This is a genomic window from Streptomyces sp. NPDC001822, from assembly GCF_042892135.1.
Taxonomy (GTDB): Bacteria; Actinomycetota; Actinomycetes; order Streptomycetales; family Streptomycetaceae; genus Streptomyces.
This window is the reverse complement of sequence record NZ_JBIATW010000020.1, coordinates 81,685-94,902: the sequence shown is the minus strand read 5'-3', so window position 1 is coordinate 94,902 and position 13,218 is coordinate 81,685. Positions and strand designations below refer to the sequence as shown.

Annotated in this window: 9 protein-coding genes; 4 read left to right on the top strand and 5 right to left on the bottom strand. The window is 67.8% G+C overall.

Going from position 1 to position 13,218, the window contains the following annotated elements; all coding sequences use genetic code 11:
• Positions 1–19: 19 nt before the first annotated feature.
• A complete protein-coding gene (locus tag ACFYY2_RS32050; RefSeq protein ID WP_388749537.1) occupies positions 20–1,306 on the bottom strand; it encodes an AAA family ATPase in 1,287 nt (428 codons plus the stop codon).
• A 357-nt stretch (positions 1,307–1,663) separates the two neighbouring features.
• Between ACFYY2_RS32050 and ACFYY2_RS32045 the strand changes: the two genes are divergently transcribed.
• Together ACFYY2_RS32045 and ACFYY2_RS32040 are read left to right on the top strand one after the other, a co-directional pair.
• The gene (locus ACFYY2_RS32045) at positions 1,664–4,075 is read left to right on the top strand and encodes a preprotein translocase subunit SecA (RefSeq protein WP_388749535.1); all 2,412 of its coding nucleotides are present in this window, start codon (positions 1,664–1,666) and stop codon (positions 4,073–4,075) included.
• 494 nt (positions 4,076–4,569) lie between these two features.
• Positions 4,570–6,369 (top strand): Helicase associated domain protein, encoded by a 1,800-nt coding sequence (locus tag ACFYY2_RS32040; RefSeq protein ID WP_388749533.1) that lies wholly within the window; start codon positions 4,570–4,572, stop codon positions 6,367–6,369.
• Positions 6,370–6,430: 61 nt separating this feature from the next.
• Here the strand turns inward: ACFYY2_RS32040 and ACFYY2_RS32035 are convergent, their stop codons facing one another.
• Positions 6,431–8,476 carry an ATP-binding protein gene (locus ACFYY2_RS32035; protein ID WP_388749531.1) on the bottom strand — a complete coding sequence of 682 codons (2,046 nt, stop codon included), beginning with the start codon at positions 8,474–8,476 and terminating at the stop codon, positions 6,431–6,433.
• A gap of 191 nt (positions 8,477–8,667) precedes the next feature.
• On the opposite strand from ACFYY2_RS32035, the gene ACFYY2_RS32030 reads away from it, so the two are divergent.
• Positions 8,668–9,549, top strand: a complete 882-nt coding sequence (locus ACFYY2_RS32030) for a DUF3800 domain-containing protein (protein WP_388749529.1) — start codon at positions 8,668–8,670, stop codon at positions 9,547–9,549.
• A gap of 12 nt (positions 9,550–9,561) precedes the next feature.
• On the opposite strand, the gene ACFYY2_RS32025 is transcribed toward ACFYY2_RS32030, so the two are convergent.
• Positions 9,562–9,735, bottom strand: coding sequence for a hypothetical protein (locus tag ACFYY2_RS32025; RefSeq protein ID WP_388749527.1), 174 nt, complete (start codon positions 9,733–9,735; stop codon positions 9,562–9,564).
• Positions 9,736–10,265: 530 nt separating this feature from the next.
• On the opposite strand from ACFYY2_RS32025, the gene ACFYY2_RS32020 reads away from it, so the two are divergent.
• A complete protein-coding gene (locus tag ACFYY2_RS32020; protein ID WP_388749578.1) occupies positions 10,266–11,009 on the top strand; it encodes an HNH endonuclease family protein in 744 nt (247 codons plus the stop codon).
• Between the two features lie 151 nt (positions 11,010–11,160).
• On the opposite strand, the gene ACFYY2_RS32015 is transcribed toward ACFYY2_RS32020, so the two are convergent.
• Positions 11,161–11,283 (bottom strand): DUF6233 domain-containing protein, encoded by a 123-nt coding sequence (locus ACFYY2_RS32015; protein WP_388749525.1) that lies wholly within the window; start codon positions 11,281–11,283, stop codon positions 11,161–11,163.
• Between the two features lie 130 nt (positions 11,284–11,413).
• On the bottom strand, positions 11,414–12,673 hold the full coding sequence (locus ACFYY2_RS32010; RefSeq protein ID WP_388749523.1) for an MFS transporter: 1,260 nt from the start codon (positions 12,671–12,673) through the stop codon (positions 11,414–11,416).
• Positions 12,674–13,218 lie beyond the last annotated feature (545 nt).

Genomic DNA, 13,218 nt, shown 5'->3' with positions numbered 1-13,218 from the left:
GGGCGCGTGAGAGGGGCGGTCATGAGTACGGGCCGAGCCTGGCGCAGGCCTGGTCGATCGCGTCCCGATCCGCACCCGCACCGGGATCGCGGCCCCGGGCGGCGCAGACATGCGAGGTGATCTTCGCCCAGGTACGGAAGTTGCCGCGGGCGGTCTGCTCATCCGCCCGCCCCAGGTCGGCCGGGTCAGCGTCCTCCCACACCGGGTGGAACAGACCCAGCGTCCGCGGCACATCCTCCGTGTCGAGGCGGCTGACCTGGTGCCAGGTCAGGACCCTCGAGCGCATCGCCGCTGCCCGGGCCAGCGCCCGCTCACTGCCCGCCCCGCACAGCACCAGGGCAGCCGCACAGCCCGGCGAGTCCCACAGCTGCCGCAGATAGTCCAGCACCGGCGGCGACAGACGCTGCGCGTCATCCAGGAACAGCACACCCGGCTCGGCCAGCGCCTCCGCCAACGCCTGGTCGGCCGGTCCGGCCCGGTGCGTCAGGGACCCCGACGGCAGCCCCAGCGCCTCGCACAACGCGGCCCGCACCTGCGGCAGCCCAGGCCCGACCCCCACCACCGCCCGCCACACAGGCACCCGGCCCGGCAGCAGATGCAGAGCCTGCTCGACCGCGACCGTCTTCCCCAGCCCCGTATCCCCGTACACACAGCCGATCCCCCGCGCGGCGACCGTGTGCCCCACCGCCTCCATCACCCCGGCCACCTGCCGCGTGGACACCAGCCGCGCCCCCGGCGCGTACAGGCGCACCCCACCCGACACCCGGGTACGCGAAGCGGTCTTCACCGCGCCGGGCCGCTGTTCACCGCCCGTGCCGGACGGCATGGCATCCGGGCCATCCACGACCGGCGGACCGTTCGCACCCTCTGCGAAGCCGAGTTCGGCCAGCGCCCGGTCGTACCGGCTCGGCTCCACCCGGCCCGACGCCGCCCGGGCGACCTGAAGCACCCGGCCCGCCCGCAATTCGTCCTTGATCGCACGGTGCAGGGTCGCCAAGGACGGCACAAACTCCGTCCCCCAACGCTCCAGCACGCCCTCGTCCTGCGCCCGGAGCATCCTGCGGCGCAACTCGGCGACGTTCCCGCCCACCTGGGTCAGCACCTCCCACAAGGCGTCCCCCACCACGAACCCGCCCTGCCGTGGCCGCGCCTCCAGCCGCCCCTCGCGTCCCTCGGCCAGCCACCGCCATACCGTCCGCTCCGTCACGCCCGCCAAACCGGCCGCGATCCGCACGTGCAACGACGACAGACCGCCCTCACCCCGGTCCACCACGAGCAGCCGCCGCACCACCACAGCCCGCACCACCCGCCCGGCCTCCGCCGAACCAGGCGGACCCGGCGCCGTCTCCCCCACCGGGGTTCCCGAACCCGTCACAAGGCCAACCCCACCGCCCCGGCCACCCCCTCCACACGAAGACCGGCAAACCCAACACAGCCGGGCCGCGATCTGCTAGCCGCACCGTGACAGCCACCCGGTCACCCCATGACAGCAGCGGTCTCCCACCCGCGACCGCCGACCACCCGGCTAACCGCAGACAGCTGTCGAAGGTGGCTGCTGTGCAACGCCAAATCCTTTGCTGGCCGCCCGTATTGTGTGGTGAAGTGCTCCATGGGCTCCCGTACGAAGCGACGCGAAGCGCGCAACAAGAGACATCGCCGTTCCGTGCCGGAGACGCTGGTGCTCGATCCGCACGCGCAGGTCATAGCGGATTCCTTGACCACCATGACCACGCTCATGGCCTCCTTCACTGGCGACGACCCTGCATCTGAGGCTGACGTGGCCTTCGCCACGGCGATCGAGGAGTTCGTCGTGGAGGTGCGGCGTTTCGACGCGATGCGGCTTATCGAGGTGGCTCGTCAGCGATTCCTGTCGATGGCCCGCGAGGGCGAGATACCTGTCACTGCGGAAGCGGGCGCGGTCCACGTCGAACTGCTGGCGCTGATTGCTCTGACCGCCCGGCAGGAGGCAGGGACGACGGTCGGGCCCGAACCCGGATTTCAGGAGATGAGCCACTTCGTCTCCAGCGCGAAGGAAGAGCTGAGCAAGGTCCTCCACCTTGCTCAGCTGCGTTCATTCGCACGTGCTGACCCGACCGACAAGCTCGCCATGGTGTCTTTGCTCATTCGGGGCGCCGAAGTATGGATGCGCAATCCGTCATATCCGGAAATGGTACAGGAAACCGATCTGGCGCTCCTTGACGGCGTGGAGAGCGTCCGCGCAGCCCTGCAGGCGCAACTGGGCTTCGACGCCGGGGATGCAATAGCCGTCCTCAACGCCTGCCACGACCTGCAGCAGGACAGACTGAACGACCGTATTGAGGCGATGGGCAATGCGGTCCTGGACGCGATGGCGGCGGAGGACGAAGGCCGGGCGGACAGGCAACTGACGGAGCAGGCCATGCTCAGCGTCACGTCGATGTTCGAGCCACCTGCCGAGCAGGCCACTGTCACGATCGACGACATCGTTGCGCATACGAGCCTGCCGGAAGAATGTGTCCGGGCCGTTGTCGACCGGTTCCGCCTGGACCTGGGGACGGACAGTCCGATAGATGTCGTCGAGGCGTTCACCAGCGGAAGGAACCCGCTGCGAACACGGCCACTCATCGTGGGCGCAGACGGGCGTCTGATGCTGCCGCACCCGGCGTTGAACGTGTTCGCTGTGCGGGAGAACCTCGAGGAACACCTGAAGAAGACAGCTCCGGTGTGGAGCCAGTACGCCAAGCATCGCGGAGACCTTCTCGAATCCCGCACACACGCCGCGCTGGAGCGTGTCCTTCCCGGCGCTCGTTTCCGGGACGGACTGGAGTACTACCTACCCGCGAGCGATGATGAAGCTGAGGCCGCCGACCCGTCGAAGTACACCAAACGGGCCGAGGGCGACCACCTCATCGTCCTCGACGATGTCGCCATCATCGTGGAGGACAAGGCCGTCGCTTTGAGCGCCCTATCCCGCGGGGGCAAGGCGGCACGGATCCGTACCGACCTGACCGGCATCATCACCAAAGCAGCCGACCAGGCCGGGCGCATGCGCGACGCCATCGAGCGGGACGGCGGCCTCCGCACCAAGAACGAGGGATGGATCGACCTCAGCCAAATCCGTGAGATCCACACCATCGCCGTCAGTCTCGATGACCTATCAACGGTCCTGACTGCCACCGCCGAGCTGGTACGGGCCGGCCTGCTGGCCGAGGGCAACATTCCATGGACGGTATCTCTGCACGATCTCGAGCTGATCACCGAACTGGTGGCACGTCCGGCCGAGTTCCTGCTGTACCTGCGTCGGCGCCGCAACCCCGACGTCACCGTGATGTTCCACGCGCCCGACGAGATGGATCTGTTCCTGTACTTCTTCGAGGCGGGCCTTTGGGTGGAACCCGACCCGGTGCAGGTGCGTGCGGCGTTCCCCTTCCTGCCCGAGCCGGCCACAGCCGAACTGCGCCGCTACCGAACAAGAAGTCCTGCGTTCCTGACCAGCCGAACCGATGCGCTGGACCAGTGGTTCCACACCCAAGACCGCGACGGCGCACGCTCAGCACTGACGCCCAAGCCGGCGATGGTGCCATCACCGCTCGCGCCACTGGTCGACGAGTTGCAATCCCGCAATGTCACTGGATGGCTGAGCATCGGCGCCACGCTGCTGTCTGGGGCAACCGACGTGCAGCACAAATTCGCCCGCCACGGCAGCGAACTCCTCGACAGTCCGAGCTCCAAGGGCCGTAGCCTGACCGTGCCGCTCACGGCCAGCGTCGACCCGGCAGAGGGCTGGCTGTTCGTGTGGGCCACCCATCCGGCTGGAGCCGATTCCGAAGAGACGGACAGGAGGCTCCGCAACTACCTCCGAGCTAAGAAGCACCAACTCGGTCTGCCGCGAGGCGTCGTCTTCCTCTACGACCAATCAACCCGCAAGCTCCTCGATATTTGTTACGACGGGCACACCGGACCGCTTGATGCTGCTCAGACGGCCATCTTGTCGTCCTTGCGGCCGTCCTCAGAGCTTCATCGCTCGATCCACCCGAACGCCAAGCGGCCGCAAGGCGGCACGAGGAACGCAACACGGCACAAGCGGAAGCGATAGGAACAGCCCTCGCCAGAAGCCCCTCCGGCGACACCAGCGCCGCCGATCATGGGCCTACGCCACATCTCGACGCACTGCGGCGTCGGTGAGCAGCCGGATCCGTAGGACAGGCTTGTGCGCCTTCTGCGGCCCTCGACTTCGTCCACGAGCGCCTGAAAAGATCTCCGTCGCGGTATGCCGACAACATCGGCCTACGACAAACCCCGACAGGAACAGCCACCCCCACGACAGCGAACCTGCCCCACCCCAGCTGCTCAACGGCAGCCATCTGGTCACCTCATGACAGCAGACCAGCACACATCCACAGCGCATAACCAGGCAATCAACAACCGAACACCGCTGACGCACAACCCCTGCCACTAACACGCCCACTCACAGAGGCCATCGAGCGGGAGATCCTCGCCGGGTTCGAGATCGACGTCCTGGAGATCCGCGACCCCTCCCCCGTTTTCGGGGAATCGGAGGAGGCCCGGCGGGGCCGGCGCCTGGCCCTGTTGCAGACCGCCCTCCTGGAGCACGCCGCCGCGTACAACCTCCGTACGGTCATGACCTTCCACCAGAAGGTCGAAGAAGCCGCCGCGTTCGCGGACAAGCTCCCGGAGACCGCAGCCGCGCTGTACGTCAACGACGCATCTGACGCCGACCTGGCCGCCGCCGACAAGCTGCCGAAGTCCTCGATCGACGCGGAGTTCTACGAGCTGGAGGCCGGCCGCCACGTACCCCCGGACCGGGTGTGGTCGGCGTGGCTGTGCGGCGACCACCTCGTGTCCGAGCGCCGCGAGGTACTGCGCCAGTTCGCCAACGGCATCGACGCGGCCGGGCGCCGGGTGCACCGGGCGTTCCTCGCCAGCGTTCGCGTGCTCGGAGAGGGCGTGGACATCACCGGCGAGCGGGGCGTGGAGGCCGTGTGCTTCGCGGACACCCGCGGCTCGCAGGTGGAGATCGTGCAGAACATCGGCCGGGCTCTCCGGCTTAACAAGGACGGCTCCACCAAGGTCGCCCGCATCATCGTGCCGGTGTTCCTGGAGCCCGGTGAAGACCCGACCGACATGGTGGCCAGTGCCTCGTTCCGCCCCCTTGTAGCGGTCCTCCAGGGCCTGCGTTCGCATGACGAACGTATGGTCGAGCAGCTCGCTTCCCGGGCGCTCACGAGCGGGAAGCGCAAAGTCCACGTCCGGCGCGACGAGGACGGGCAGATCATCGGTGCCGGCGGCAAGAGCGACAGCGAGGACCAGGAGGACGACGACACCCAGGCCGCCGCCGAAGCCGCCCTCCTCCACTTCTCCAGCCCGCGCGACGCGGCAACCATCGCCGCCTTCCTCCGGACGCGGGTGTACCGGCCGGAGTCGCTGGTGTGGCTGGAGGGATACCAAGCCCTGATCCGATGGCGGGCGGAGAACGAGATCACCGGCGTCCACGCCGTCCCGTATGACGTCGAGGTCGAGGTGGGGGTGACGAAGGCGTTTCCTCTCGGCCGCTGGGTGCACCAGCAGCGGAAGGCGCTGCGGGCCGGTGAGCTGGAGGAGCGGCGCAAGACCCTGCTGGACGCCCCGGAGGCCGGGATGGTCTGGGAGCCGGGCGAGGAAGCGTGGGAGAACAAGCTCGCCGCGCTCCGGTCCTACCGGCGGGCCACCGGGCACCTCGCGCCGCGTCAGGACGCGGTATGGGGCGAGGGCGAGACAATGGTGCCGGTCGGCCAGCACATGGCCAACCTGCGCCGGAAGGGCGGCCTGGGCAAGGACACGGACCGGGCCGCCGTGCGCGCGAAGCAGCTGGCGGCGGTCGATGAGGACTGGGACTGCCCGTGGCCGCTGGACTGGCAGCGGCATCACCACGTACTCGCGGACCTCGTCGACGCTGACGGCGTTCTGCCGGCCATCGAACCGGGGGTGCTGTTCGAGGGCGACGACCTGGGCAAGTGGCTCCAGCGACAGAAGAACCCCGGCACCTGGGCGCAGCTGTCGACCAAGCAGCAGCAGCGACTGTCTCTGCTGGGCGTGCAGCCCGACCAGGCATCGCCCCCCGCCCCGGCAGCCGCTCGTACGACGAAGGGCCCGGGCAAGGCTCAGGCGGCGTTCCAGCGGGGCCTGGCGGCCCTCACGCAATGGGTGGAGCGGGAGGGCGTGGACCGGCCGGTGCCGAGGGGGCACAGCGAACAGATCGCGGTCGACGGCGAGGCGGAGCCGGTGGTCGTGAAGCTGGGCGTATGGATTTCGAACACAAAATCGAGGAGGGACCGGCTGGATGCCGAGCAGCTCGCCGCACTGCGGAAGCTGGGCATCGACTGGGCGTGAACCGGCTACTGTCCGAGTTCTGGGTCAGATTGCATGAGGTCCCAAACCACGGCTCGGGACCTCACTCCTCCTCTTGTGTAGTGGCTTCCGGGCCGGCCTCGTCTGCTCCGTCTTGCGGTGTTGCCAAGGCGTCAGGAATGAAATGCGAGTAGCTATCACGCAAGTGCTGAGTGACGCGGTCGTCGGTAGCCTCGTAGTTCAGCTGCTCCTGGAAGAAGCGCAGCTTTCTCTCTCCAGCGTCGAGGATCTCGCCCCAGCTCTTGACCCAGACTTCGTACTCTTCCTGCACGATGGCGAGACCTGCGGGACGGTCCTTCTGCCGGATGTCGCGAAGGATCTTGTCGGAGTAGTCATAGGTGACGAGGTAGAAGCGCCACTTGCAGCCAACTCCGCTGTACTGGGGATCGTCGATGATGGCTTGGGCGTAGCCCTTGATCTGCGCGAGTTCCTTCGGGCCAACTTTCACTGTGGGCCGCTTGAGCTCGATGACAAGGCGTTCGGTGGAGTTGTCGTCCCGGCGGCTACGGAACATCAGGATGTCGACCCGGCCGCTGCGCCCGTCCGGCTGGGTCACGGCCTCGAGTTCGTGTTCCAGGACGACGTCCTCACCGAGGTGGTCCTCCAGGTGGGCTTGCAGGACGTTGGTGAGCCCCATCTCGCTCCTGGTCATGTGCCAGTCCTCGCCGAACAGCCACAGGTTCTTGTTGACCATGGGATGGAGCTGGTCGACCTCGCGCAGGTTCTTGCGCAGGTCTTCGTCGGCGAGAATCTTGCGCAGTGCCTGGATGAAGTTCAAGCGGTTGGTGACCGTGGTGGCCGCGCCGATGACGTGTGTGAGATCGGTGCTGTCGAGCAGGTTCTTCAGGTGCCGGCGGTCATCGTCGCTGAGCGCCAGGACCTTCTCAAGAATGGTGTGGAGGTCGCCGGGGCTGCTCTCCAGGGCGGTACGGATGAGGTTGACGGATAGATTGCGCGCCGGCCCCCTAGTAGGCAGCGCATGGCGAGCTGCGGTGACGACGACATCGAAAGTCTGGCGCTCTATGGCGAGTGCGCCGGCGGCCGGCTGGTCGTCGTAGGGGTAGATGCCTTCAGTCTTGAGCTGCCGCACAACTTCTGCCGAGATCTGGGCCCCGCGAACCGCCAGGTGCTGCTGGACAGCCTTGACCGCTGCGTCCAGGAGTCCGGAGTGGGACAAGGTCAGGCCGTGCAGGTCATCGACCGATAGCCCATTGAACAGATTGGCACGCAGGTAAGGGGTGAAGCTGATGATGCCGTCGGACCAGTCGCTGCCATGCTCGCCCAGGGCGATACCGTCGGCATTGCAGAGGAGCATCTTGCGGTCGCCCATCCGCTTGTTCCACTCGACAAAGGTGACGACCGGAGGCGGGTCTTCACCTGCGTACTCCTCCGGCAGGTCCAACTGCAGGTCCACGGGTTCGCCCACGATGATGTCGCTGGGGTCGAGCCGTCTGCCGTCGAACGTGACCTGCACGTGCGGGTAGGCACGGAGGTAGAACGCCAGCTTCGCAGTGAGGTTCGCGGCGGCGTCGTCGCGTTCCAGACGGCTGAGCGGCTTGCCTTGGGGCACGGAGATCCGGACAGTCGTGCCGGGGCTTTCCCGGGGCGGCGCAGTCTCCTCCACCTGCCAAATGGTGGCGTGGTCAGCGTTGCCACGCGTCCGAACCCCGACTAGGGCGTCGTGGACTACAGCCGCCGACTCCCAGATGAGCTGGTCGCCCAGGGCGAAGGCGAAGAGGCGACCTTCACCGTTGCGGCCGTGCAGGATCCTCTCTCCGCCCTCGGTGTGTGTCCTGCTGGTCTTCCAAGTAGTGCCGTATGCCTGGAAGGCTGTACGTGCTCGATCGGGCGTCATCCCGTGACCGTTATCGGTCACCACGATGTCGGTGATCGCCTTCATATCGGATCGGCGCAGTTCGACGTGGACCTCGGTGGCGTTGGCGTCCAAGGCATTCCAGACCAGTTCGGCGACAGCCGTGATCTGAGGTTTCCTCTTGAAGTGGAGGATCTTGCGCTCGCCGACCGATAGCTCGAACTCCGTCAACGGCGGCCTGCTCTGCGTCGGCAGCTCAGTGCTGACCACGCCCACGCCAACTCCCCCGCGAGCAACGCCCTGTGTGTTCTGCTCCCCAGACATGCGGCGACCGTACCGGTTGCGCACAGTTCGGTACACATCGCCGCGTGTAAGTGGAGCTTGCCCGGACTCAGATCTGCCGTACGGCCGGAGGTTGCACAAAATCTCGGCCCTGATCCACTCCCTCGCTCATAGGCTCTACCACCATGTACTTCGCATTCATGGACGACAGCTCACGTAAGCAAAAGGACGTGCCGAGGCAGGATCTGGGGGCACTGCACGCCTACGGAGCGGTGATCTTCCCCCAAGAGTCGCTGCAGCCCTACCGCGAGGAGCTCGCCCAGCTGCGGCAGGATCTGGGTGTCCCGGCCGGGACCGAATTCAAGTGGTCGCCGGATGGGGGGCCTCTCCACAAGAAGTGGACCGAGTTGCATACCGCTCGGGTAAGGATGCTGGAAGCCGCCGCGTCACTCGGAGTCCGGGCCTGCGTCGTCGTATGTGCGCCCGAGCTGATGCCCGAGTGGTACTCCGAAAGCAAGTTGAAGAGCGAGATGCTGGAGTACCTCTACGAGCGGGTCACCTACATACTCGGTGAGAACCAGGGCGTCCTGATCGCCGATCAGCCGGGCGGCGGCCGAATAGACGAGACCCGCTGGCTGGCCGACGCACTGGCGTTGGATACCGATGGAACCCAGTACGTGAAGCCAGCGGACAAGCAGATCCTGCTGCCCATCATCACCACACGCTCCGACCACGTTGACCACCTACAGCTCGCGGACCTCGTAGCAGCCGCCACCACTGCCCTCATCGCTGGCGCCCCCGCAGCCGATCGCTACAAGGACCTCGTTTACAAGCTGCTCGCCAAGAACTACCGCGACTACGCGGGCGGGGCCGGCCTGAAGTTCATGCCCAGCGCCACGTACAACTCGAAAGCGCTGATGAACCTTGCCCACTGGGTGTTCGGCGAGGACGCGTACGTACTCCCTGACACCGCCAGCTCGGTGGGCACAGTGCTACCCCACGGCGGATGGCTCTTCGCGAGCAGCGGCGGTCTCCAAGCCCCGAACACCGCCGAGACACAACAGTGAGCTGTCCGAATTTCAGGTGCCGAGCTGGCAAGAGCGCCAACCTCGCCCATTGCGGCTGATCAGTCCAAGGTCTTCCAGTCGACCGAGCTGGTAGGCGCCGGAGCTGGTGCTGGACAGGCCGACCCGTGCTCCGATCTGCCTGATCGAGGGCCCCTCGCCGTGATCCGCGATCCAGTTTCTGATCACCGCGACTGACCTGCCGATCGGTCGGGGCGTCCATACTCATGCCGCCCTCGCTACGCGACGGTCACCGCGGGCCTGACGGCACAGCTCGGTCCGGTCCGCCAGCCTGCCGGACGGTCGGGTGTTCCAACAGGGGTGCCACCAATTGCGGGCGGGCAGGAGGAGCAGACGGTGGCGCAGTGCCTCCTGCACCGGAGACATCTGGGTGTAACAGTGCCCCAGTCACCCGCGCGCGGCATGGTGATCCGGTGCCACGCGCTACGTCGAAGCCTCCGAAGCCAACCGGCCTCGGAGGCTTCGGTGCGAGCAACACCTGAGTCGCGACCCAGCCGCGGACACCCCATGGAGTGGTAGCGCTGCTGGGGCTTGGCCGTTGAGGAGGCGGGCCCGGGTCAGGGGCGGCGGACAGCCCACCCTCCCCCGGGCCGGAACAGATGTGCCGTTTCTTCAGGTGAACCCGTGCCCGCGACCGGGTGACAGGGCATCATGACCGCCCATTCCGGCCGGGAGCGGCTGCTACACCACGTCCCGTGATGATCTCGCTGATGCGGCGCAGCCTGCCCGCGCTCGCCCTCGCCGTCCTGCCCCTGCTCGCCACGACCGGCCCGGCCGGCGCCCTGATGGCGCCCACCCCGGTGGACGAGCTGCCCTTCACCTCCTACGCCCCCGCCCAGCCTCCCGCCGGCGCACCCGGTGCCCGGATGGCGCTGCCGCTGTTCGACGCGATCGACCGACTCCCGGTCGCCGCAGAGCACCGCGCGGGCTACCAGCGGACCCTGTACAAGCACTGGAACCGCGGGCTGAACGCCACCGACGGCTGCGACACCCGCCGGGAAGTCATCCTCGCGGAAGCTGTCGACGCACCCGGGGTCGCGGCCGGCTGCAAACTGACCGGCGGGTCGTGGCGCAGCGCGTACGACAACCTGGTGGTCACGGACGCGGGCCGGCTCGATGTGGACCACTTCGTGCCGCTGGCCGAGGTGTTCGACTCCGAGCAGACGCCATGGAGCGCGGAGCGGCGTGAGGCGTACGCGAACGACCAGGACAGCCCCGACACGCTCATCGCGGTGTCCGCAGCTTCCAACCGGTCCAAGTCCGACAAGGACCCTGCGCAGTGGATGCCCACCGACGGGACCTACCACTGCACCTACGCCGCGACCTGGGTCGCAACGAAGCTCCGCTGGGATCTCGCCGTCGACGAGAACGAGCGCCAGGCCCTGCTCGGGGCCGCGGAAGACTGCGGCGACACGACCGTCACCTACGCACCCGCGCCGTAGATCCCAGCCTATGCGGCTTCCCGCCGGGCCGGAGGTGTTCATACGGCGGCGCCGGCCCCGGGCTATCGCCCCGGGGTCCGGAGCCGCCGTCGGTCAGGCGCTCCGGGCGTGAGCGCCTGCAGGAAGCGTTCGGTGTGATTCGTGTACTTGCTCAGCCCAGCAGTCCGGTCTGCGGCCGGCAGGCCTCGCACGGCTCGATGTCAGGGCCCGCCAGGGCCACCATGGCGTCCTCGCGGGACAACAGTCGCTGTCCGCCAGCCTGGTCGCCAACCACCTTGCGACACGGCAGCGGGCCTTCGTTCGTGCGGTGAGGTCAGGGAGTGGACCGACACGCGGCCGCGTTGACCAGGTGATGTTGCGTGCGCTGGGCCTGCAGGGGTGGGCCGGATCATGTGCCGGGCCTCCTACCTCACGTCGCTTTTGTCTGCGGGCGGTTCAGCGTGCGCGGCCTCGAGGGCGAGGGTCCTGCGGCGCAGGACGGTCATGACGGCGATCGCGGCGACGACGGCGAACGCGGTGGTGACGGTGAGGGTGGGCCCTTGGAATTCGAGGAGTACGCCTGCGGCGGCGCTGCCAGCGGCGAACCCTCCGTTGTTGGCCGTGGAGACCCAGGTGTTGGCCTCCGTTGGCGCCGTCTTCGATGTCGTGACCAGGTCGTTGACCAGTAGGTAGGCGGTGATGAACAGCGGGGCGAGGCACAGCCCCACGAGGAAGGCGAACACCCCGACCAGTACGGGACTCTCGGTCAGGCACAGCGGCAGCACCGTCAGGGTGAACCCGGTGACGAGCACGGCGAATCGCTGCACCGGTGTTGAGCGCCAGCTGATCCGCCCATAGGTGAGCCCGCCGACCGCGCTGCCCGCCGACAGCAGCGCCAGCAAAACCCCGCCGGCACTGGGCGAACCCGCCTGGTCGGCGATGAACGGCAGCGCGACCTGGAGCACCCCGATGACCAGGCCCACCCCCGCGAAGGACATCACGATCGTGCGCATCCCCGGCAGTGCCATCGGCCGGCCGGTCGGCCGGTCCTCATCGAGCTCGTCCGAGGCAAGGGCAGCGGCGGTCGCTGCTGATAGCACGAAGCAGACCGTGCCGGCCGCGACCAGCGCCATGACCGCGATCATCGACGCGAGTGGTGCCGCGACCGCGATAAGACCGCCCGCCAGCAGGGGTCCGATGGTGAACACCACTTCCTCGGTGACCGAGTCGAGGGCGTAGGCAGTGGGCAGGAGGGGCTGGCGGGCTTTCAGGATCTTCGCCCACAGGACACGCATAGTCGGCCCGAGCGGCGGTGCGAACATTCCCGCGACCGCAGCAGCGCCAAGGAGCGCTCCGGTGGGTGCCCCCGTCTCGGCCAGCGTGATCAGTACGGCGAGCCCTAACAGGTAGGGGGCGGTCAGCCAGATCAGTCCGGTACGCGGGCCCTTGCGGTCGATCAGCCGGGCGCGGGCGGGCGCGAACAGGGTAAGCGTGGCCGACAGCGCACCGGAGGTGAGCCCGGCAACGGCGAAGGATCCCGTCGCACTGCGGACCGACAGCAACAGCGACAGCGGCAGCACAGCGAAGGACATGCGGGCCAGGCAGCTACCGAGGAGCGGCATGCGGGCCTCGCGCACGGCCAGCACCGCGAGGTAGGTCGGTTTCGTGTCGACGTACGTGGTCATGCCACCACCGTTTCTCTAGGTGCGACCGTCGGATTTCACGCCCACATCAGGAGTGCCATGACGGGCCATTCGCCGCGCAGGCCACTCACTTGGACGGGACGCCCCTGCCCGTCCCGGCAGGGGCGAGTCAGCGCAGGAAACCGAAGAGGCCGTTCCCCCTGGCCTCTTCCCGGCCTTCCCCCTCCTCCTCAGCGGCCCGGGCCGCGGCGTCCTCCTGCTCACGCCTTCTGATGCTGGTGCAGACACTGCAGTCACTGCCCGGGGGCCGGGGCTCCCAGCCGTCGTCGGGCCAGACATCGCGGCCGCAGGTCGGGCACGGCCACCCGGCCGCCTTCCGCCGGCGCTCAGCCTCTTCCTCCTCCTGGCGCTCACGTTCCTCCTGGGACGTTGCACTCGAGGCGGCGTTGTTCTTCGCGGGTGTGGTGGGCGCGGGAGTCGTCGGGGTTGTCGAGAGCGTGCTCAAGGCTTTCGAAGGCGGGGTGTCCGAGAGTGTCGAAGGCGGGGTGCCCGAAGCGCCAACAGACCGGGCCGTGGGGTCCGTGCTG

What these genes read in the sequence shown, in the direction of transcription:
- ACFYY2_RS32020 (WP_388749578.1), top strand. Translation starts at nt 10,266, where the DNA reads ATGATCTCGCTGATGCGGCGCAGCCTGCCCGCGCTCGCCCTCGCCGTC.
- ACFYY2_RS32030 (WP_388749529.1), top strand. Translation starts at nt 8,668, where the DNA reads ATGTACTTCGCATTCATGGACGACAGCTCACGTAAGCAAAAGGACGTG.
- ACFYY2_RS32010 (WP_388749523.1), bottom strand. Translation starts at nt 12,673, where the DNA reads ATGACCACGTACGTCGACACGAAACCGACCTACCTCGCGGTGCTGGCC.